Source organism: Pseudomonas sp. LBUM1668 (assembly GCF_059695715.1).
On record NZ_CP166787.1, the window covers coordinates 1,844,275 to 1,865,682 of the forward strand.

Annotated in this window: 23 protein-coding genes; 8 read left to right on the forward strand and 15 right to left on the reverse strand. The window is 57.3% G+C overall.

The annotated features are described in order from the left end of the window. Positions 1-25: 25 nt before the first annotated feature. From ACA061_RS08280 to ACA061_RS08300, 5 genes are all read right to left on the reverse strand, one after another. Entirely contained in the window at positions 26-1,576 is a 1,551-nt protein-coding gene (locus ACA061_RS08280) for a hypothetical protein (RefSeq protein WP_210553633.1), read from the reverse strand. A 241-nt stretch (positions 1,577-1,817) separates the two neighbouring features. Next, entirely contained in the window at positions 1,818-3,737 is a 1,920-nt protein-coding gene (locus tag ACA061_RS08285; RefSeq protein ID WP_497301124.1) for a hypothetical protein, read from the reverse strand. A gap of 497 nt (positions 3,738-4,234) precedes the next feature. Beyond that, positions 4,235-4,867, reverse strand: coding sequence for a LysE family translocator (locus ACA061_RS08290; RefSeq protein ID WP_150618550.1), 633 nt, complete (start codon positions 4,865-4,867; stop codon positions 4,235-4,237). Positions 4,868-4,956: 89 nt separating this feature from the next. After that, positions 4,957-6,306: an NCS2 family permease gene (locus tag ACA061_RS08295; protein WP_042558436.1), complete on the reverse strand. Its 1,350-nt coding sequence runs from the start codon at positions 6,304-6,306 to the stop codon at positions 4,957-4,959. A gap of 317 nt (positions 6,307-6,623) precedes the next feature. Continuing rightward, complete coding sequence (locus tag ACA061_RS08300) at positions 6,624-7,070, reverse strand: MarR family winged helix-turn-helix transcriptional regulator (RefSeq protein ID WP_210702094.1); 447 nt, start codon at positions 7,068-7,070, stop codon at positions 6,624-6,626. A gap of 82 nt (positions 7,071-7,152) precedes the next feature. On the opposite strand from ACA061_RS08300, the gene ACA061_RS08305 reads away from it, so the two are divergent. Then, entirely contained in the window at positions 7,153-8,319 is a 1,167-nt protein-coding gene (locus ACA061_RS08305) for an aminotransferase-like domain-containing protein (protein WP_497301126.1), read from the forward strand. Between the two features lie 165 nt (positions 8,320-8,484). Here the strand turns inward: ACA061_RS08305 and ACA061_RS08310 are convergent, their stop codons facing one another. The 9 genes from ACA061_RS08310 to ACA061_RS08350 form a co-directional block, all read right to left on the reverse strand. Beyond that, complete coding sequence (locus ACA061_RS08310; protein ID WP_150618553.1) at positions 8,485-8,856, reverse strand: glutathione S-transferase N-terminal domain-containing protein; 372 nt, start codon at positions 8,854-8,856, stop codon at positions 8,485-8,487. A gap of 103 nt (positions 8,857-8,959) precedes the next feature. After that, entirely contained in the window at positions 8,960-9,505 is a 546-nt protein-coding gene (gene folE, locus ACA061_RS08315; protein ID WP_010456659.1) for a GTP cyclohydrolase I FolE, read from the reverse strand. A gap of 22 nt (positions 9,506-9,527) precedes the next feature. Continuing rightward, positions 9,528-10,682 carry a tyrosine-type recombinase/integrase gene (locus ACA061_RS08320; RefSeq protein ID WP_497301914.1) on the reverse strand — a complete coding sequence of 385 codons (1,155 nt, stop codon included), beginning with the start codon at positions 10,680-10,682 and terminating at the stop codon, positions 9,528-9,530. Then, the gene (locus ACA061_RS08325; protein ID WP_497301127.1) at positions 10,577-11,218 is read right to left on the reverse strand and encodes a hypothetical protein; all 642 of its coding nucleotides are present in this window, start codon (positions 11,216-11,218) and stop codon (positions 10,577-10,579) included. Before ACA061_RS08325 ends, ACA061_RS08320 begins: the two co-directional genes overlap by 106 nt. Further along, positions 11,215-11,637 carry a hypothetical protein gene (locus ACA061_RS08330; protein WP_497301128.1) on the reverse strand — a complete coding sequence of 141 codons (423 nt, stop codon included), beginning with the start codon at positions 11,635-11,637 and terminating at the stop codon, positions 11,215-11,217. Before ACA061_RS08330 ends, ACA061_RS08325 begins: the two co-directional genes overlap by 4 nt. A 19-nt stretch (positions 11,638-11,656) precedes the next feature. Next, positions 11,657-12,013: a pyocin activator PrtN family protein gene (locus ACA061_RS08335; protein WP_075948748.1), complete on the reverse strand. Its 357-nt coding sequence runs from the start codon at positions 12,011-12,013 to the stop codon at positions 11,657-11,659. A 158-nt stretch (positions 12,014-12,171) separates the two neighbouring features. After that, positions 12,172-12,453 (reverse strand): phage antirepressor KilAC domain-containing protein, encoded by a 282-nt coding sequence (locus ACA061_RS08340; RefSeq protein WP_497301129.1) that lies wholly within the window; start codon positions 12,451-12,453, stop codon positions 12,172-12,174. Between the two features lie 10 nt (positions 12,454-12,463). Next, entirely contained in the window at positions 12,464-13,054 is a 591-nt protein-coding gene (locus tag ACA061_RS08345; protein WP_497301131.1) for a hypothetical protein, read from the reverse strand. A 253-nt stretch (positions 13,055-13,307) separates the two neighbouring features. Next, positions 13,308-14,057 carry an XRE family transcriptional regulator gene (locus ACA061_RS08350; RefSeq protein ID WP_497301132.1) on the reverse strand — a complete coding sequence of 250 codons (750 nt, stop codon included), beginning with the start codon at positions 14,055-14,057 and terminating at the stop codon, positions 13,308-13,310. Between the two features lie 100 nt (positions 14,058-14,157). On the opposite strand from ACA061_RS08350, the gene ACA061_RS08355 reads away from it, so the two are divergent. The 7 genes from ACA061_RS08355 to ACA061_RS08385 all read left to right on the forward strand — a co-directional run bounded on the left by ACA061_RS08355 (position 14,158) and on the right by ACA061_RS08385 (position 19,798). Further along, positions 14,158-14,382 carry a helix-turn-helix transcriptional regulator gene (locus ACA061_RS08355; RefSeq protein WP_045123078.1) on the forward strand — a complete coding sequence of 75 codons (225 nt, stop codon included), beginning with the start codon at positions 14,158-14,160 and terminating at the stop codon, positions 14,380-14,382. A gap of 319 nt (positions 14,383-14,701) precedes the next feature. Further along, positions 14,702-15,220, forward strand: coding sequence for a phage regulatory CII family protein (locus ACA061_RS08360; protein ID WP_009049401.1), 519 nt, complete (start codon positions 14,702-14,704; stop codon positions 15,218-15,220). Then, positions 15,213-15,437 (forward strand): TraR/DksA family transcriptional regulator, encoded by a 225-nt coding sequence (locus tag ACA061_RS08365; RefSeq protein ID WP_116254822.1) that lies wholly within the window; start codon positions 15,213-15,215, stop codon positions 15,435-15,437. The genes ACA061_RS08360 and ACA061_RS08365 overlap by 8 nt, the downstream gene beginning before the upstream one ends. After that, entirely contained in the window at positions 15,427-17,646 is a 2,220-nt protein-coding gene (locus ACA061_RS08370; RefSeq protein WP_497301135.1) for a VapE domain-containing protein, read from the forward strand. The genes ACA061_RS08365 and ACA061_RS08370 overlap by 11 nt, the downstream gene beginning before the upstream one ends. Next, entirely contained in the window at positions 17,639-17,998 is a 360-nt protein-coding gene (locus ACA061_RS08375) for a PA0613 family protein (protein WP_134023329.1), read from the forward strand. The genes ACA061_RS08370 and ACA061_RS08375 overlap by 8 nt, the downstream gene beginning before the upstream one ends. 536 nt (positions 17,999-18,534) lie before the next feature. Further along, the gene (locus ACA061_RS08380; RefSeq protein WP_497301136.1) at positions 18,535-18,867 is read left to right on the forward strand and encodes a phage holin family protein; all 333 of its coding nucleotides are present in this window, start codon (positions 18,535-18,537) and stop codon (positions 18,865-18,867) included. 328 nt (positions 18,868-19,195) lie between these two features. Next, a complete protein-coding gene (locus ACA061_RS08385) occupies positions 19,196-19,798 on the forward strand; it encodes a terminase small subunit (protein ID WP_497301137.1) in 603 nt (200 codons plus the stop codon). Positions 19,799-19,856: 58 nt separating this feature from the next. Here ACA061_RS08385 and ACA061_RS08390 read toward each other — a convergent pair whose 3' ends face one another. Further along, positions 19,857-20,726: an HNH endonuclease gene (locus ACA061_RS08390; protein ID WP_497301138.1), complete on the reverse strand. Its 870-nt coding sequence runs from the start codon at positions 20,724-20,726 to the stop codon at positions 19,857-19,859. Positions 20,727-21,408 lie beyond the last annotated feature (682 nt).

The window sequence follows — 21,408 nt, forward strand, 5'->3', positions numbered from 1 at the left end:
AGTGAGTAACTTCAAGCGGCCGTGGTCACAATTCTCTGATGATGAAAACAGACTGGCGACCGAATACGTCGCGGTGGGCACCACCCTGTAGCCAGACGATTTTGTTAGATGTACTGGCATCCATGAGGGCTTTATACGCAGTGCCGCCAACCCTCGCCCGCAGATCTGGGTCGGCGAGCACCGCCGCACCCGGGGCGGGGGAGCCACCCACTTCAACCGCATTACCGTTAACTTGTGCCAGCTTCAGGTAATAGACCGTGGTGCGCGTCTTTCCCAGGAACACCAGCGTCGACGAATCCAGGGTGGTGAAGGTTGCAACTTTATAGCCGGCGCGCCCGAGCACGCCCCTGACCAGCAATCTCAGGTTGGCCAATGTTGGATCTTGAAGGTAGATCGTCCAATCATCCCGGAAACGCTGCGGGTCAAACGTCAGGCGTTGCAGCGGACCGTTCACCTCGGGCGGCAACAATATCGTGGCTTTGCCGCCACTTTCTACCCGGGGCAACACGGGTAGCATGTCCATCGGTTCCGCGAACCAGGATGCAGCCTCCTGAGGTTTGAGCCGCCACTGGTCAGTCATCCGCTGCAGCTTAAGCAAGCCGGCCGATGTGATCGTGCGGGAGTAGTCGGCGCGCTCGAACAACATTCTGGCGACGGATCGTGCAGTGGAATCCGAAAATTCGCTGAACATCTCCCTGACCGATTCTGTCAGGGGCTGGGTGAATGATTTCTCGCCGACGTGAACTTTCAAAGGGCTCTCGCTACTGCGCCAGACCGGCACGGGTTGAAGGTCCGGGGCCTCGTACAACATGCGTTCAAACGAATCGAAGTGGGTTGGCGAAAAATCCGGATGTTGCAGAAAATACACGCGAGTGGCGTCGTTCGCCTGGGTTCCCACCGGAACGATAGGGTAGTGGTGGCCGTTAAGGGCGAGTGATTCGCCGGTCTCGGGCTTGGCTTTCTTGCCCCAGGCTATCCATTCGTCTATGAACCGCCACATTTTCTGCCCGGGAATCTGCTCGACCATTCGGCCCGTCGGGATGAGGCTTTGAGGGGATCTGTGTTGATAGCTTCCGTCGGGGTGACGATGAACCATGATGGTGCCCTCGATCGTGTCGACGTAGGGACGGCTGGCCCGGTCGTAACGGACACCCTGCGCCGAGTTCTCGCTTGGTGTCAGGGTGTCTGCCAAAAATGTCGGTAGGAACTCGAGAGCCTCGGGCATTGTGACTGTGCGCGTTACGCCAGCCCCGGGCATTGCGACAGTGCGCGGTACGTCTGCATCGAGTAAACCTTGTAAAGGGAGCCAATTGGCATCCCAACGGGCTTCACCGTCGATTTTTCTGAAGGTGTACGCTACTCCCGGCGATGTCACCATCGGACTTTGGTATTCGCCATCTGCGCGGCGCACGACGCACATGTAATCTTCGCCGCCGACGAACGCGTAAATCATGCCGTCAAAAGCTTCGAACAGACCGCTGTTGCCCGACACGGGGCGCAGTTCGTGGATTTTGTCCTTTGGCCAATTAGAGGCCTTGATGGCGGCCAGTATTCGATCCTGTGGCGAATACAGCATGGGCGTTACGACCATGGCCGATTGCGAGCCAGTGCCGCTTGAAGAGGATGAAGTCGGCTGTACGACGGATGTCGAGCTGTGGCCTGGAGTAGCCCTCCCAACGTGAGTGGCTGTGATCGGATCGGTAGGTAATTCCGCACCCGCCACTGGCCGTGAGGCAGAAGAGGAGGGGGGGGTCGTGGATGCGCTGGTTTTCTTGGGTAGCTTCATGGATCTGTTCCTGAATAAAGGGGTGATGTCATCAGCGCTCTCTGATGATGAAGACCGAGTCGGGTTTCGAATCGACGTTGAGAACGCCACCCAGCAGCCAGATCAACTGGTTTTTCGCATCGGCCGCCACCACCGCGTCGTAGGCTGGCTTGCCAATGCAGGCGGGCAGCAAGGGGTCAAAAAGCTCGGTGCCGGGATAGGTATAAAGGGTGATGCCATTGCCCTCGACCGCCGCCAGTTTCAAGATGAACACATCAGCTGTCGCCAGACTGCGGAATACCAAAGTGGGTGGTTGATGCTGAGGTGTCAGCCGGAAGACGTCATAACCGGCACGCACCAGCAGACCACCGGTCAATTGCCTCAAGGCCTTGCTGGAAGGGCTTCTGAGGTAGAAATTCCAGTCTTCGGGAAAAAGCTTCGGATCAAAGTTCAGGCGATGCAACGGTGCCTCCGCCTGGGCGTTGAGCGTCAGGTAGGTCGTTCCGTTCCGTTCGATTCGCGGGGCCTCGTGCAACATGAGCATTGGGTCGCCGAGTAGCGGGACGCCAGAGGTGGCTTTGGGATTCAAGCTCCAATGGGCCAGGACCTGACGGATATTGTTGAGGCCCGTGGAAGTGATTTGCGGTGAATTATCAGCGCGCTCGAACAAGGTTTTGGCGACCGACAGCGCCGTTCCCTCGGAGAATTCGGTGAAACGCTCGGCGACGGACCGCGACAACGGTTTACGAAAAAGCTTGTGCGCCGGTGGAACTTCCATGGAGTGGTTGCTTTTCGGAAAGACGGCAACCGGCTGAAGTTCAGGCGTGTCGCGCATTACGCGCTCGAAATCATCGAAGCGGCTGATCGGAGAATTTGGGTTTTGCAAGAAGTTCATCCCCGCCAATTCATCGGGAGCTGAACCCGGCGGCAAAACCGTGTAATCAAATCCGCCAAGCTTGACCGATGGGCCAGTCGGGAGGTCGTTGTAATGTACCCACTGCATCCAGTGATAAGGACTTTCAACGGTCGTTTGGGGAAAGAGCTGCGCCGTATTCGAGGCTTCCATCGGGTCGGATGACTCGCCAGCCTGTTCCAGCCTCGGTCGTTTCACCTGGGTGGCCGAAGTGTCAGCGTCCATGTCGGGCGACTCATGGATATACAGCCGCGGACTTTCCGGAGATGGAGGCCGTTCCGGAATTCGTCGCCACAGAACGGTGCCGGGGATTCGCTCAACTAACGGACCCGATGCGACCCGCTCATTGACGTCGCTGGCCTGATAATCACCGTCGTCATTTTTGCGTATCAGCACCGTACCTTCGCCATCAATATCAGCGTAGGTTCTGCCCAGTTTATCGTGACGAATACCGTCCAGCGGGCTTGCGGGTTCCAGCAGGTTCGCCAGTTCGGGAAGTAAAAATTTGAATGGTTGTGCGCTTGTGTCCAGCGGCGTCTGTACAGGTTTCTTCACCCAGCCTGGACGTTCGATGTACCAGTAGGGTTCACCGGCGATCCTGGCAAGAATCGGCCCCGGCACCCCGGGTGCGAACGGGAAGGGAACCTGATACTCGCCCTGGCTGGTACGCTCGACTACTGTTTTGCCCAGACCCTTTATATCGGCAATCAACGTGCCATCGGTTACGACGAATAACCCTGTGTTTCTCCCGAACGGCATCAGCTCGCCGACACGGTCTTGCGGCCACATGATCATGTTAAGCGCGGACTTGACTATCGGGGGGGTAGCCGGCCTGACCGATCCCGGAATTTCAGTCACGATAATCTCGGACTGCGGGGGATGTTGAAACGGATGCTCAGTGCTGGCGCGTCGGCCAGCATCGGGACCAGAGACATTTCCAGGTAGATCTGATACCTGGTTACGGGGGCGGTTGGCGGCGGCCGAGTTGTCTTCGGTTCTGATTAAGCTTGAGGTGCCGTCTTTGTTGGATGTATTGATTTTCTTCGTCGGCTTTAACATTAATACACTTCGAATTGATGAATTATTATTGGGCGGTAATAAGGATTAATATTTTTACACTGAGGGCGACTGACGTTTTGCAACGGTCGTGCATCAGGTTTATTGGACTCGGTAGCTGCAAAATCACCTGGGCACAGTGAAACGCGGGCCAAGGCCAGGCACTAATGGCAGTGAAAAGAGGGCGGGGAAGGGGCGGCGAAAAAACAATAGTTCAACGCCGGGATGTTGGCATGAATTTCGATAACGCGGATTTGCAGATGCTGGGCCATATAGAACTTCCTTGTTCTGGTATTGGTTGTCAGTTGTGCAGGAATATAGAGAGGGATTTTGGTTGGTGTATATCGAAGTGTTGTTACGTGGTGTTGCGGCGTGCATCGAATTGAATAGAGTTACTTCATGATTCAGTTGAATTGATTTTTGTCAGCGTTTGTAACTGCTGTAGTTCGTTAAACAGTATTAACAGCAGTTACAACCCCGTCGCTCAATCGTCGTCTTTCTCAGGAATGGCTGCTGAGCAAGGACGCCGCGCCTGCGCCGCCAAACAACCCGGCGCTGATCCGGTTGAACCAGCTCTGACCTTTGCCGCTGCGCAAATAACGGGCTGCACCATGGGCGCTCAGGCCGTAGGCGAGTTTGCATAGCAGATCGAGGAGGGTCCAGGTTGCAATCATTACCAGCAACTGCGGCAGAAATGCTTGCTCGGCGCTGAGGAATTGCGGCAAAAACGCGGCGAAGAAGAGGATGTCTTTCGGGTTGCTGGCACCCAATACAAACGCACGGCCGAACAGTGCGCGAAAGCGTGGCACCGGCGCCGCTTGCGGTACTTCGGCGGCCACTGATGGCTGGCGCGATTGCTGCCAGCTCTGCCAGGCGAGGTAGAACAGGTACAGGGCACCGACGATTTTCAGCGCGCTGAACAGTTGTTCCGAAGCCAGGAGCAGTGCGCCCAGACCCAGCGCGGAAGCGCTGAGCAAACAGATCGAGGCAATCACGCCGCCAAGAAACGCCGGGTACGAACGGCGCAAACCGTAATTCAGGCTGTTGCTGATCATCAGCAACGACAGTGGTCCCGGAATAAGGATCACCACCAGCGCAGCGCCGCTGAACAGCAGCCAGGTTTCCAGACTCATCACGTTCTCCTTTTTTAGTTGTACTCAAGAATGTGCAAAAGCCCCACCCGCAAGGGTGAGGCCGTTTTGAAGCTTGAACCGCGTGCCGCTTACAGGAAGATGAACTTGGCGAAGAAGATCGCGCAGAGCACCCACAGGCTGACGGAAATTTCCTTGAATTTGCCGGTGCCGGCCTTCAGCGCCACATAAGTGATGAAGCCCAGCGCAATACCATCGGCGACCGAAAACGTCAGCGGCATCATGATCGCGGTGACGATGGCGGGAATGGCGTCGGTGGCTTCGTCCCACTCGATGTGGGCCATGCTGCCCATCATCAGCATTGCAACGTAGATCAGTGCACCGGCGGTGGCGTAGGCGGGAATCATGCCGGCCAGCGGTGCAAAAAACATCGCCGCTATAAATAGCACACCTACGGTGACGGCGGTAAGACCAGTCCGACCACCAGCGGCCACGCCAGCGGCACTTTCCACATAACTGGTGACGGGCGGAACACCGACTACGGCTCCGAACACACTGGAAGCACTGTCGGCTTTCATGGCGCGGGAGAGGTTTTCGATGCGACCGTCCGCGTTCACCAGATTGGCACGCTGGGCAACGCCCATCAGAGTGCCGGCGGTGTCGAACATGTGCACGAAGAGGAACGCGAGGACCACGCTGATCATGCTGACGTTGAATACGCCGGCCACATTCATCGCCATCCAGGTCGGTGCCAGGCTTGGCGGTGCCGACATGATGCCTTGATAGTGCACGAGGCCCAGGCCCCAACCGGCCAGGGTGACGGTGATGATGCTGATGAGGATCGCGCCAAATACGCGGTGGTAGCTGAGAATTGCGATCATCAGGAAGCAGACCGCGGCGAGCAGTGGGCCAGCTTCATGCAGAGAGCCCAGTTTGAGCAGAGTCGCCGGGCTATCGACGACGATGCCAGCGGTTTTCAAACCGATCAGCCCGAGAAACAAACCGACACCGGCGCCCATCGCATGGCGCAGGCTGACCGGAATGCTGTTGAGCAGCCATTCGCGGATCCGCGAGAAGGTCAGAATCATGAACAACACACCCGAGACAAACACCGCACCGAGCGCGGTTTCCCAGTTGTAGCCCATGGTGCCAACCACGGTGTAGGTGAAGAACGCGTTGAGGCCCATGCCCGGCGCCAGACCCACCGGCCAGTTCGCGTACAGGCCCATCAACAGGCAGCCCAGTGCGGCGGCGATACAGGTGGCGACGAAGGCGGCCCCGTGGTCAATCCCGGCATCGGCCATGATGTTGGGGTTGACGAAGATGATGTAAGCCATGGTGATGAAGGTTGTCAGACCGGCAATCAGCTCGGTCTTCACCGTGGTGCCATGCAAGCTGAGTTTAAACAGGCGCTCAAGCAAGCCATTGCGTAACGGCGGCGAGAGATCCAGCGTCGATGCTTCGGATTTGCGGCTTTCCACAGCGAGTACTCCTCAAGAGTTTTATTGTTATTTCCAGGGCCGGACCCATGAGGGGTGGCAGCGGCCCTTTGAGGCATACGCGAATTTGTTGACCATGCGGTCAGGAACTCGCACGCTGTGGATTATGCTTTTGTGTACAAATAAAGCAAATATTGTTTTCTGTTTTGTTTACGAAATGTCCGTCAATAGGGATATATCGCCCTTGCTAGCCTCATCGCTGGCAAGCCAGCTCCCACAGTGTTTATTTGTGGATCCGAATTCTGTGGTCAGCTCATAACCCCGTGGGAGCTGGCTTGCCAGCGATGAGGCCAGAGCATTCAATCAAAAGTCGCCTGACTGTCCCCCAACGCCAGATTCACCGCCAACCAACCATTCACCGCCACCTCCCCAGCCTCGGCAAACACCCGCTCCAGCAATTTCACCTGTTCACGCCGCAACACCTGTTCAAACTTTGCCCCTTCCGCAGTCAACGCCAGCAGTCGCTTACGCTTATCCGTCTCTGACGCGACGCTGTCCACCAGATGCATTTCCTGCAATTGCCGCAACGGCATGTTCAGCGCCTGCTTGCTCACGCCCAGCAAGGCCAGCAACTCCTTGACGCTCAGATTCGGGTAGCGGGCGATGAAAAACACAATGCGCTGATGCACCCGTGACAAACCTCGGCGCTCGAGCATTTCGTCAGCCTTGGCGGTGAACGCCTGATAACCGAAGAAAAACGCTTCCATGGCCTGCTGCTGACTGCTGGGGTTTTTAAGGTCAATCATGTTGACGTACTCGCTCAAGCTGTCGTAATTTCAGTCAACAAGTTTGACTCATTTTTCACACGCCTTGCTACCGGTGACCTCCATGGCTTTTTCCGAACGTGTCTCGCGCCTTAAAAGTTCTCTGATCCGTGAAATCCTCGCCGCGGCACAGCGCCCGGAAGTGATGTCGTTTGCCGGTGGCCTGCCCGCCGAAGCCATGTTGCCGAAAGTCGAATGGGCCGACATGCCCCTGTCGCTCGGTCAGTACGGTATGAGCGAGGGCGAGCCAGCATTGCGTGAAGCCTTGGCAGCAGAGGCGAGGGCGCTGGGGTTGGCCTGCGAGGCGAGTCAGGTGCTGGTGGTCAGCGGCTCTCAGCAAACGCTGGATCTGGCGGCAAAGCTGTACATCGACAAAGGCACCGAGATTCTGCTGGAGGCGCCGACTTACCTGGCGGCATTGCAGATCTTCCAGCTATTCGGAGCTGATTGCCTGACTGTGCAGCAGGAGGCCGACGGCCCGAACCTGGCGCAACTGCGCATTCGCCTGGAACAGCATCGTCCGGCGTTCATCTACCTGATCCCGACGTTCCAGAACCCGTCTGCCGTGCGCTACAGCGAGGCCAAGCGCGCAGCCGTCGCCGCTCTGCTCGACGAATTCGGCGTGACCCTGATCGAAGACGAACCGTACCGCGAACTGACGTTCGATGGCGGCAGCGCCAAGCCGATCACCGCACGCCTGAAGAAATCCAGCTGGATCTACACCGGCACCGTGTCGAAAACCCTTCTGCCGGGTTTGCGTGTCGGCTACCTGATCGCCAGCCCGGATCTGTTCCCGCATCTGCTCAAGCTCAAGCAATCAGCGGACCTGCACACCAATCGCATCGGCCAGTGGCAGGCGTTGCAGTGGATCGGCAGCGAAAAATATCAGCAGCACTTAACTGAATTGCGCGGCTTCTATCGTGAGCGTCGCGATGGCTTTCAAGCGGCACTGCAAATGCACTTTGCCGATCTGGCCGACTGGAACGTGCCACAGGGTGGGCTGTTTTTCTGGCTGACGTTGAAACAGCCGCTGGACACGCGAACGTTGCTCAACGAAGCCTTGGCCAATGATGTGGCGTTCATGCCGGGCGAGCCGTTCTTTCCCGATCCGGACAACCATCATGGGCATTTGCGTTTGAATTTCAGCCACATCGACCCGGCGCGACTGGATGAAGGGCTGAAGCGATTGGCGGCGGTGGTGCGCCAGGCGCAAATGGAAAAAGCGGCTTGAAAACAAATAAACCGGCTCGAGGGCCGGTTTATTTTTGTCTGGGACTTGCGGTGTCTTTACTGGCCTCATCGCTGGCAAGCCAGCTCCCACAGTGATCTGTGGCGTTCACAGAACCTGTGGGAGCTGGCTTGCCAGCGATGAGGACATCAGCAACACCACAATCCATCAGACCGCAGCAAACCGCTTGTCCAGATAATCAATAATCACCTTGGACTCATACATCCAGGTCGTCTGCCCATTCTCTTCAATGCGCAGGCACGGCACCTTGATCCGGCCGCCCTGTTCCAGCAGCGTCTGACGATCCTGCTCGTTGTTCTTCGCATCCTTCAGCGCCACCGGCACGTTCAAACGACGCAGGGTACGGCGGGTTTTTACACAGAACGGGCAGGCGTGGAACTGATACAGGGTCAGGTCTTTGGCAGCCGTATCGACTTGCGCCTGAGCAGCGGCGGGGCGCTGTTTCTTGCCCGGACGGGTGATGAAGTCGACGAAAATAACCAGTTGGCCGAGGCCGACACGAAGCGCTTTGACGAACACGTTGAAAGCCTCACGGTGCACATTGAGAAAGGCGCGCAGCTTACCCGATTTTTCACGGGCGAAAAAAAACCGGCGATCAACGCCGGTTTTTTTGTGTGACGAGTTACTTGATCAGGCTGAGGAATTCGCTGCGGGTCGCAGCGTTTTCCCGGAACTCACCGAGCATCACCGAAGTGATCATCGACGAATTCTGCTTCTCGACACCGCGCATCATCATGCACATGTGCTTGGCCTCGATCACCACGGCAACGCCCAGCGCACCGGTAACTTGCTGCACCGCGTCGGCGATCTGGCGGCTGAGGTTTTCCTGAATCTGCAGGCGACGGGCGTACATGTCGACGATCCGCGCGACTTTCGACAGGCCCAGCACTTTGCCGCTCGGGATATACGCGACGTGAGCCTTGCCGATAAACGGCAGCAGGTGGTGTTCGCACAACGAATACAACTCGATGTCCTTGACCAGCACCATTTCGCTGTTGTCGGAGCTGAACAGGGCACCGTTGGTGACCTCTTCAAGCGTCTGTTCGTAACCGCGGCAGAGGTACTGCATGGCTTTGGCGGCACGCTTTGGCGTGTCGAGCAGGCCCTCGCGGGAGACGTCCTCGCCCAATTGGCCGAGAATCGCGGTGTAGTTCTGTTCCAGTGTCACAGGGGCTGATTCCATAAGGGTTTCAGAGGGGTACTGTTTCTGCCTGTACCAATTTTGTACCAATCAAGCTGTTTTCGAGCTTCCCGAGCTCACCCCAGTCAGTGCTGGAGTTTATCCATCGGGCGTAGGTCGATAGCAACATCTGAACGCTATGACCGAGCTGAGTGGCAATAAACGCAGGGTTCATACCCGCCATGAGACACATGGTAGCGTATGTGTGTCGGCAGTTGTATTGCCGACGGGCGCGAATGCCCAATTCAATCAATGCAGCCTGGAAGTGTTTGTCGGTCACGCTCGATTGTTGGATGAACTCGAAGTTCTTGGTGGGCGGGAACACATAGGTCGATTCGGTGCGTTTGCGCCGGCTTGGCAAAGCACGTTGCTTTGCCAACAGTTCGGCCTGCTCGATGGCGTGCAGTGCTCGGCTGTTGAGCATGACCTGACGTCCGGTGCGGGTTTTGGTTCGCTCCTCGATCTTGTAATCCGCGACGATCCGACACACGTTCACCAGTCGCTTTTCCTTGTCGACCTCTTCCCAGCGCAGCGCCGCGATCTCGCTGGGGCGCATGCCGGTGTAGAAGGCGAACTCGAAGTAGGCCGCGTAGATCCGCATCGAATGGGTCAGCGTTTTATATAGGTGATCAATGATCTGGTTGGCCTCGCTAACCGTGAACGGATCGATGGGTTTCTTGGCCTTTACCGGCAGCTCGATGGACTCCACCGGGTTACGGTTGATCAGGCCATCTTTTACTGCGGTACCGAACACCGTGGTCAGGCGCTGAATCGCCGCGCGCTTTACACCCGGCGTCGGCCATTCTGTATTAGCTACTACCTTGCGCAGCATCACTGACGTGATGCTGTCGATGGGCAGCATTGCCAAGTACGGCATCCAATACAGATTGAGCGAGCCGAGGTAGTTTTTGCGTGTCCCGGCCACGATCTCGCGGCTGTTGAGCCACTCCTGGGCATACTCCCCGAAACGGGGAGTCGCTGAGTAGGTGGCATAAGTGGAGTTGGGGAACAGCTCAGCGTATCGCTGATCATCCAGCACGCCATGCTTGATCAGGCTGGTTACGTTAGCGCGTAAGTCGGCGGCAGCCTTAATCCCCTTCGGCGTTTGGGGATAGGGGAGGGTTTCGCAACGGCGTTGCCCGTTCCAGGTGAAGCGAATGCGGATGGACTGTCCAGCAAATTCAACTCCGGTGGGCAATCCCATTGGCTCTCGAGCCATGCTTCGTATCTCCTTAGACTGTAATAAATGCGGCTATCGATGCTGTTCCAAACCCCTTTGGGAATGACGCCTCGGGCGCGCTTGCCTTGCAATGCCCGGCGCGTGGTACCGACCAGTTCGGCCATCTTGTCTTCTGGAATCTTGTCGAGGTGATAGGTCGGCAGCGATGGTTCTGCCGCCTCATCACACTGCGTATCCCCCTCGGCAAGCTGCGCGGGCGAGCGTTTCTGAGCGTTCAGCGTTGCATTGGGAGGCGCTGCCCGGCGCAGCTTTTGGTGTGGGGTAAATGCCTCGGTAGCGGCTTGAGGAAAAGCATTAATGCCTGCTGCTGCGCAGCAGAGGCTTTTAATTTCGTGGGTATCGACTCGCGTGTCGTCGAAGAGCAAAGCAGTCGACATTCGTGCTCGCACGCGAGATTGTTCGCCGCATTGCTCTGAGATCCGATAATGAGTTGGTCCGAAGTAGGAGAGCGGGCCGTTCATGCTGCTTCTCCTTCACTTGCTGCGTGCAGAGAGCAAGCCATGGCGAGAGCTAGTTGGCGCAAGGCTCTGGTTTCGCGTTCCAGTTTTTTTTTCCTGGTACGGAGTGCGGCGAATGTCTCGGCTGCGATCCTGAGCTTCTCGGCGATATCCAGCAGTATTTGACGCTCTAATTCGCCGAGGCGCGGATCCTTATCCTGTTGCTTGCATCGCTGTACCAGGCGCTGATGGTCTGGCTGGAAGAAGTCGAGCTTTGCTCGTAGTTCACGAATGGGCTTGACGCTTTCGGCGCGCTGAATTTCGTCTCTTTCTTTTAGTCCTGCAGATTTTCCGTCGATGTGGCCCATCTTGTAACCAGCCCAAATAAGTAGTCCGGCGAAAGCGATCAGGGTGATGAGTGCGCAAATTTGAATTGCTGTCATGTTATGTGCTCCTCGTAAGTCATTGGCTGGTGGTGACAACCGTCAATGGTGTGGGTGCCGTTTGGCGTTGGCCGTCCTGCTGTCGCTGCATATCTTCATCAGCCTTGTAGGCGCGGATGTCGATCAGCGAGGCAACGTGGCGGATGTGCGCGTACTTCAGCGCCTTGCGGCTGGTGTCCAGCGTGGTGATCGGGAGCTGGATCCGGCCGCTGTTGATTTCTGTCACGAACGACTGCTCGTTGAGATTGCGAAAGTACTGCTCGCGGATTTTTTCCAGCGGGATCAGGACGTCACCAAAGATTCGATAGAGCAGTTCAACGGTGGCCGATTCGGGCGCCGGATGCAGGCGAAGCGGATTCTGTGCAGCGTTACTCATGGCCTTGTCGAGCCTCCTTGCGTTGCTGTCGTGCCGGGTGGTTCCAAGCGTTCAGGCAGTGGCGTTTAGTTAGCTCGCGCAGATGTTCGGGCACTTCGAGGAGCGCGGCGTTTCGCTCCTGGCGTGTGTGCATGGCAACGATCTGGCGGGCGTACTCCCTAGGCCACGTCACGGCGGTCTGCCGGGATGGCGGGTAGATCGATGTCTAACTGGTCGGCCAGCCAGCGAATGCCGGCTTGCATGACGCGGGTCGACTGGCTGTACTGCATTCCGCATTTTTCGTCATACCAGGGGCTGTCCTTGACCCGCAGATACGCTTTGTCGCGCTTCGGGTCCGCCGGCAGGTTTCCCTTGAGCAAACCTTTTTCCCGCATGAGAGCGATCAGTTTCGGGCGAGTGAGGCCGAGTTGTGCGGCTGCTTGGGCTAGAGTGCGTTCCATATCGTCCTCTTCATGCCGCATGCGCAGCAGGAGTGGCCGCTGCAGCAAGGTGGTTGATGGACTCGATGAGCCTTGCGTAGATCTCGGCGTCGGGTTCGTACAAGGTGAAGCAGCGCGTATGCGGACTCTTGTTGCCGATGCTCAAGATGGCGGTGACGCCGCGGCGTGTTTGAGTGCGATGCAGCGCCACATGCAGAGGAAGTTCAAAACCCATGTCGAGGCTCAGCACGCCCCCGGTGTGCACCAGTTCGAACACACGCTGCTTGTCCAGGACATCAAAATGGCCGTATTGACGATCGGCATGCGGGAGATGCACCAGGTCGCTGGAGTTGCTCGCGTCGAACGGACCGTTGGCAATCTCTTCAATAAAGCCGGCCAGTTTGAGGTGCATCTTCTTGTCGTTCTGCAGGGTCAGCGTGTGGCGTTCGCTGCCCAGCTCCACGACAAAAGTGCTTTCCACTGCGCCGCGCTCAACCTTGAGACGGAATGCCTGGCATTCACGCTTCTGTGCTGTGCGCAGGACGTGGTTGAAGGTCTCGGTCAGGTTGACCTGGGCGTTTAGCAACTGCAGGGTGCGGTTGTCGATTTTGTACTTGGTCATGCCGCGTGCCCTCCACCGTTTGGATCGATAGGAGAGGGCTGGCAGGACTTGGAAACAAGCTTGGGTTTGCTGTTATGAATGACGACCATACAGCCCGTGGCGAGCTGCAGCTGTTCGATCAGTTTGCGATTGCTGACGCATGCCGGATGGACATGCAAGGTTGCGGTGGTACGCATTGGTATTGCCTCGCTCTGTGGTAAAGAGTGAGGCGAATATCACGCAATGTGCTTGTTTGTGTCAACACAAAATGTGATTAAATTAGCGCGGCACTGTGTAGAAAGCGTGATGACTTCAATATTCCGCCTACGAGATGGATTTCCTCCACCTCTTGTTCTGCAATGTGAAGAGTTTCGTAATCGGTATTGACGCTATCCAACCGGTACATTCCGTCTCGGAGATAAATAAACTCTTTGATCATCGCTTTGCCGAAGGACGTTCGAACCATGACCTCGTCACCGCTACTGAAGCGTTTGTTCGGCTCTATAAGAACGAACTCCCCATTTTTTATGCGGGGCATCAGGCTATCGCCCATGACTCTTATGCCATAGGCATCTGGGTCATCGCTATGAATGTTTAGGTAGCCTTCACCTTGCCCTGGGGGCGGTTCTACCGTGTTGAAGAAGCCCTGATTCCCAAGCTGCGCGTTTGATAGCACAGGCACCTTCCCATCCTTAGCCCAGCCTACAAGGCTGCTAACAGGTTGGTCTTTGTCTTTCGATCTTCCGTAGTCCCTCACAAGACGGTCTTCAGACCGAATCCGACCTTGAATGGCGTCTGAGTACGACTCAACGTCGGAACGATTTTTTCCTGCTACCAAGTCTGGAAAAGATACTCCCAGTGCTGTCGCTATCTTTTGCAAGTCGTGGAGATTGGGCTGACGAGCCCCTTTCTCGTAATTGCCTATCCGAGACTGGGATTCCCAACCGCAAGCGAAAGCAAGGGCTTGTTGGCTCATGCCCTTGGCTTTGCGGTATTGCTTAATACGTTCGCCGAGTGTGTTCATGTGCTTTTTTTACCACGCTCTGAAATTATTTATCATCACTTTGCGTGTTGAAATGTCTGCGATTCGTGATTAAGATGGCTCCGGCTAATTGGAGGGCATCATGAATCTGATCGCTGAACATCGAGAGAAAGCTGGAATCAAGCAAAAGGAACTCGTCGTAGCTCTTGGATGGACTCAGGCACGTATAAGCAATTACGAAGCAGGACGTCGAATCGCAGGGCTTACTGAGTGCAGAGCCATAGTCAGAGCGCTCAATAAGTTAGGAGCGCCGTGCAGTCTTGATGACGTATTTCCTCCGGAAATGGAAGAGTCCCAAGCCGCATAGAAAAAAGGCGACCCAAGGGTCGCCCAGTTTCTCCGGATAGCATCACCACAATGCTATCGGGTCGCGATGTCAGTAGGTGCGCACACCACATGCCGCCGACTTTCATCGCGTTTCCAAGGCATGGAAGCCTTGGTGTTGCTGCCGTTCTTACCACAGAGCTGGCAGCTGTTGCGCCAGGGGTGAACAACGGATTGTTCGCCCCGGCACGGTGCCGGTTATCCCCTGCAAGGGTTCCCGGCGTTTGGGCCATACCAAGCCACGCGGCAAATGTATCACCAACTTCTGTCGCGCGGCACTGGCAACTTTTAGGATTAATGCCATGAGCCGAATTGCTCTCAGTTCTCTGGAACGGGCGCAGCGGGAAATCCTGCCGCTCGATTTAGCGCTGTACCACGCCGCTCGCGATTACCCGGGCGGCGCTGCTGCCATTGCAGCCACCACTGGCCGTAACCCGACCACGCTGCAGCACAAATTGTCGCCGACCCATCCGAGCCACTCCATCAATATTCAGGAGTTTGGTGAGATCCTCGAACTGACCAAGGATCGCCGCATTCTCGATGCGGTGCATGCGCTGGTCGGTGACACGATCTGGCAGGAGCTGGCCGACACCTACACCAACGACATGCCCGAGACCCTGACCACGGGGATCGCCGAATACTTCCGCCAGGTCGCTGATCTGGCCGAGACCTGGGCCAAGAGCATCGGCGACGGTGTGGTGACTGATCAGGAACTGGCAGCGATTCGCCTGCAGGTGTTCCGGGGCATTCAAGGGCTGCTGGGTTTGTTCAACCGCGCCACCTACGTCAACCAGACGACGCGAGGTGCCGACCGTGGCTGACATCGCCGATTTCGCCAACGATCTGGTGCAGGAACGCATCGATCAGGCCATGGCGGCGCGCAGCGCTGCCAAAGCCGAAAGCGCTGCTCATTCCTTGCTGTTCTGTGAAGCCTGCGACGACCCGATCCCGGAAGCGCGTCGCCTGGCCTCACCGGGTTGCTCGCAGTGCATCAGCTGCCAATCCCTCTCTGAGCGGGGGATTCAGCATGCTCGATGAAGTGTTGGGGCAATTCGCCGATTACGGTCTGGAGCCAGCGCAACCGCTGGTGTTCGGCAAGCTGACCCGCTGCAAGACTTCGCAGGACAAGGGCAAGGAAAAGAACGGCTGGTACGTGGTTCACGAGCAGCGCACGGAGAAGGGCGATACGCTGATCTTCGGCGCCTTCGGTGACTGGCGTTCGGGCGAGACACAGAAGATCAAGGTCAAGGCCGGTCGCATGTCCTCCGAAGAGCGTGAAGTGATGCGCGCCCGCCAGGAAGAAGCCAAGCGCCGCGCCGCCGAAATCGCGAGTAACGCTGCGCGGCGGGCCGCGAAAAGGGCGCAGGGTTTGTTCGAGCGCATGCCGACCACCGGCCGCAGCGACTACCTGGACCGTAAGCAGATCGTTGGTATCAAAGTGCGTTACGCGCCGCGCACCGGTGCGGTATTGGTGCCGATGAACAATGCCCGTGATCAGATCATGGGCCTTCAGGTGATCTTCCCAAACAAGCAGGAAGACACCGGCCGCGACAAATCCTACTGGCCTTACGGGATGGCGAAGGAGGGTACTTTTCACCTGCTCGGCCCGCATCCGGTACCGGGCGAACCGGTGCTGGTGTGTGAGGGCTACGCCACCGGCGCCAGCCTGCACATGGCGACGTCGCTCGCCGTAGCGGTAGCATTCGATGCGGGCAACCTGCTGGCCGTGTGCAAGGTCATGCGCGAGCGCTTCGCCGGCTGCCCGCTGATCATCTGCCGCGATGACGACTGGAAGACCACCAAGCCTAACGGCGATGCGTGGAACCCGGGTGAGGAGAAGGCCAGCAACGCCGCGTTGATCGTTGGTGCACAGGTGGTTGCGCCGATCTTCTCAATTGAGCGTCACGACAAGTGGACCGACTTCAACGATCTGCACGTCGCCGAAGGTTTGGACGCGGTTCGCCGACAAGTGCTTGCTGTGGTCCGCCCACCCGCTGCCGGTGGCTGGAAAGATCAGCTGGCTCGCAGTGAGAGCGGCGCCTTGATCGCGCACATGCAGAACGTCGAACTGATCCTCGCTAACGACGAGCGCTGGGCCGGCGTGATCAGTTACTGCGCCTTCAGTTCGAAGATCGTCAAGCTGCGTGCGGCGCCTTATGGCGGTGGTACCGGCGAGTGGGCCGACATCGATGATGTGCGCGTTATGAAGTGGCTCGCGCAGCAGTACAACCTGCGTGTGAAGTCCTCGCACGTGATCGAAGCCGTCAGCGTCGTGGCCCACGACCACGCCTTTCACCCGGTGCGCGAGTACCTGAAGAAACTGGAATGGGATCGTGTGCCGCGCCTGGAGCGTTGGCTGACCGATGTGATGGGGGTGAAGACAACCGACTACACCTCCAAGGTCGGCAAACGCTGGATGATCTCGGCCGTGGCGCGGGTGATGAAGCCCGGCTGCAAGGCGGATTCGGTGATGATCCTCGAAGGCGTACAAGGCGCCGGTAAGTCGACCGCCATGAGCGTGCTCGGCGGTGAGTGGTTCATGGATACACCGTTTGCTCTCGGTGACAAGGACGGCTTTCAGGCGATCCGCGGCAAGTGGATCGTCGAGCTGGGCGAACTGGACAGCTTCAACAAGGCCGAGAGCACCAAGGCCAAGCAGTTCTTCTCGGCGTCGACCGACACCTACCGCGAAAGCTATGGCCGCAGAACGCTGGACGTGCCACGCCAGTGTGTTTTCGTCGGTACCACCAACCAGGACGAGTACCTCAAGGACGCCACCGGCAACCGTCGTTATTGGCCGGTGGCCTGTACCAAGGTCGATGTGCCGTTGCTGCGCGAGATTCGCGACCAGCTGTGGGCCGAAGCGGTGTTCTGCTTCGAGGCCGGCGACCTTTGGTGGGTCACGCGAGAAGAAGCACCGATGTTCAGCGAGGAGCAGGACGAACGTTTTGTGGTGGACGAATGGGAGACGCCCATCCTGACCTGGCTCGAAGAGTCGCAGATCGGCGAGACCACCACCGGCAGCGAGGTAATGAGTCAAGCACTCAAGCTCGACCCAGGGCATTGGGGCAAGCCCGAGCAGATGCGCGTCGGCGCAATCCTGCACCGGCTCGGCTGGCGACGCTTCCGTCTGGGTGCGTTGAACAAGAGCGGTCAGCGGCCATGGGCGTACAAGAAGCCCGAGCACTGGGGCAGGGCGTCTGCGCTGCAACGGGACGAGTTCGAGGAGCCCTGCTTCGATGATTAAGGCAATCGATATGGCCCTCAAGCAATGGGCGCAGGAGCTGCACAGCGACGAGGTAGCTGCCGGTTACTCGGGCGGCAACATGGTCGCCATGATGATGGAGAGCGGTGGCCAGCTGGTGCGCGGCAGGCGCGGGAGCAGGGTGCCGCTCGAGGCGTCTTTGGACATTGAGCGCATCGTCAAGAAACGCCTCGATCCCGAGCTGATGACGGTGGTGCAGGTGCATTACTTCCAGCCAGACGCGCCCTTGGCGGCACGTCTGACGCGCAGTGGCTGCACGCGCAACGTCTACTACCAGCGTCTGCACGACGCCCACATCGTGGTCGAGCACTTCCTCCTGGGGGAGGCGGCTTGATCGTGGGCACTCCTTTGGCTCACGCCGTCCCACCGACCTGCGTCCGTCCTACTGCTTTTGCAGTCATGGGACGGGCGCAGGCCCCGTCGTTGTTGGACTGTCCCACCGTCCCACCTCTTTTGTTTCCCACCCGTGTATGCGTAGCGGGCACAGGTACGCGCGTTCACGCGCACGCGTGCTTTTTAAATTTCTCTCTATACACGAGAAAAGAGAAAGAAAAGTAGGACGGTGGGGCAACGCCCCAATCTGCGGGGCTTTCAGACGTCCCACCTTGTTTTAGAGAAGTGGGACGTATGGGACGCCGCTAAAACAACAGAAGCAAAAGCCAGCCGGGTTGAGATATTCACCGACATTCGCCAGCCGTTCACCGGACGTAAGCCACACATTCACCGGATGGCATTAAAACGGCCTTGCTGCCACCAGAATCGAGCTGTAAAAAGGGGCCATCTTCGATGGGTGCGACCGCAAAGCGCGGCAGGCCACCCACCACCTGACCCGGCCATAGCGCCGGGTCTTTTTGTTTAAGGGGCAGGGCAATGACGAACGAACAACAGGCACTGGCAGAGATGCCGATCTGGTTGGTGATTGCCCTGTCGTTGGTTGGCGGCGTGTCCGGCGAGATGTGGCGCGCTGACAAGGACGGGACAAGAGGCTGGGCGTTACTGCGCCGCCTCGCACTTCGGTCCGGTGCCTGCATCGTCTGCGGCGTATCAGCGATGATGTTGCTGTTCGGCGCGGGCCTGTCGATCTGGACAGCAGGCGCCCTCGGTTGCCTGACCGCAATGGCCGGCGCCGATGTCGCGATCGGCTTGTACGAACGCTGGGTAGCCAAGCGGCTGGACCTGAGCGAGGCCGAGCCGAAGGCATGAGCCGGGCAGGCCGGGTAGGGCGCCGTTTTTTCCGGGTCCTCCCTGAGGGCCGCCCCCTACACGGGTTATCGAACTCGCGGAATCTCTCTAGCTGAAACCTTTGCAGGGATGTCCGTCTTTCCAAACGGATGGGGCAGGGCATGGCACTCGGATGCAGGCTCGACCGACCAGATCGGCAGAAAACCGCCGGGGACCCTGGAGACTTTCAAAGGACACGGGGTCGGAAACCCGCGGGATCATGTTAGTGGGAGGCCCGCCAGCTTACTGAAATTTCAATCCATTGAAATCTTGAAAGGATTCATTGAAAAGCCGCTGAAAAGGAGGGCTTATGACCGCAGCCACGTACCTATCCAAGAGCGCCTTCGCCGCACGCATCGGCCGGTCGCCGAGTTACATCACCTGGCTGAAGGAAAACGGTCGACTGGTCCTGTCCCCCAATGGCAAGCAGGTCGACGTTATGGCCACCGAAGCATTGATCCGCGATACCGCTGATCCGAGCAAGGCTGCCGTCGCTGCTCGCCACCAACAGGAGCGGCTTCAGCGTGATGTGTACAGCCACGTCGCTGCACAATCCGAGTCGACTAACATGGCTGCGCCGCCGCCCGCTGATCCAGCTCATGGGCAGACTCCAGACTTTCAGAAAGCAAGAGCGCATCGCGAGCATTACCTGGCGCGGATGGCTGAGATGGAGTTTCGCAAGGCACAGGGTGAGCTGGTAGAAATCAGCTTTGTACAAAAAGCCGCTTTTGAAACTGCACGTTCACTCAACCACTCGCTGATGAGTCTCTCGCCGCAGTTGGCACCGCAGTTGGCTGCACTGTCTGATCCATGGGAAGTCGAACGACAGCTGACTGCTGCACTACGTCAGCGGCTCAACGAAGCAGCTCAAGTGTCCAGTGACGACTTCGGATTCGCATTGAGCGAAGTCTAACGATATGTGTGCTGATTTGAGGTCACTCGATTGACATCGTGCTCGTGTGCCAATGACCTCATATTTTAGTGCTCATTCTGAATTCCAGAGCTGCTTGACTTGGATGGTCTGACACGTTTTCGGGAAGGGTCAGGAGTCTTTGATCCAGCGAAGCATACTCACTACATTTCCGAAGGCGTTCCGAGATCTGAATCGACAAATTCGTTGGCTCGATCCAAATCAGTCCCAGATCGAACAGCGTATGAATGTCAGCTCGTAGGAGCAGCCCGTTCGAGATCACATCCGTCTGATCACCCTGGTAGGGGTGGATATGCGCGGCCTCAAGCGCGGGTTCAACTTCGCACCCCGTTATGGCACACGTACTTTTGTAGGCTTTCAGCAACATGGTCCTAAAACGAGTCTGGCCTCGTCGCTGAACGATTGAGGCGAAAGTCCGCTCGCGTGAGTCTTTGACGTCTGTAGGATCGAATGCACCTTGACTGCCCAGCTTCAGTTCCATTTCATTCAGATCGACGTCGTAGCTATCGGCGCCTTCGCGTTTTAAAACGAATGAGGTAGGTTTAGAGCCAGAAGCGTCTTCGTAGCAAAAAGCTCCTTCGTATCGGAAACCCGCGCCGGAGTACTCTGTTCTCGACCGACGATGGAAGACCAACAACTCCAACCCCAGTTGCTTATGCTGGAAAATGAGATGGTCAGTGCGTCCCTTGGATTGACCTTCCATGCGCAGCGTGTCATCCGTAAGGGTATCAACGTACTGGGTTCGGTCAGGTGTCTTCTGTTCAGTCACAAACAACCAAACCGAATCGTATCCCTTGGGCCGAAAGATACCGGTTTTGAGGGTGGCGTCTTTGATTCCGAAAAGCTGGCTGAGATCGTTTCTTGTGTAAATCGCGCCGGGCGTTAGTCGCGCTGATGACAGGTTTTCCATTGGGCGTTCGGCTCCGTTGATGATCATAAAAGCAAATGTGCTGGTCCTTTTAACCTCGGACGTTGAGTCTACATTTGCTTACGGTATACCTACGACCCATGCACATTAAACAGGGCCGTCTGGGTCAAACGCATGAGCGCTCTCCAACTGTCGTACGAGCCTGAACTGGGCCCACATTCATGATTCAAAAATGCTTTGTTCGGTGTTGGAAGCGGAGGGGGATGTGGATTAGCTGTGCCGCGAGGTATGGATATCGGCGGTCTTGGTGCATGAAAACGAATGAGTAGTGAGCATGTCGCGTCTCATGTGCGAACTAGGATACTCTTCTCGCACTCGCTTACATGAATCAGCAACTGTCTGCAGCGGCCCTAGGGATATTGCCAAGCCATAATTACAGGAGTTCAAAATTGAATAGACGTTCGCGTGAGGCGCCCGCAAGACAGAAGAGTGTCCGGAAGATAACGTTAGTGACGTTCACACTCGTTGTTTTGATTGCGGTGGTTGCTGTCTCAGCAATCGTTCAAAATCGAGGGTTACGTGTTGAGGTGACTCCCAAACAGATAGGCTTAACGTTGCAACCAGCGGCGCAACCCAGCCCCTCTTTGTCCACTTACACTCCCTCCTCACCCATCGTTACTGGACCTGGTGCGCATGTCGTAACTGAAGCCAAAGGACCGAACAA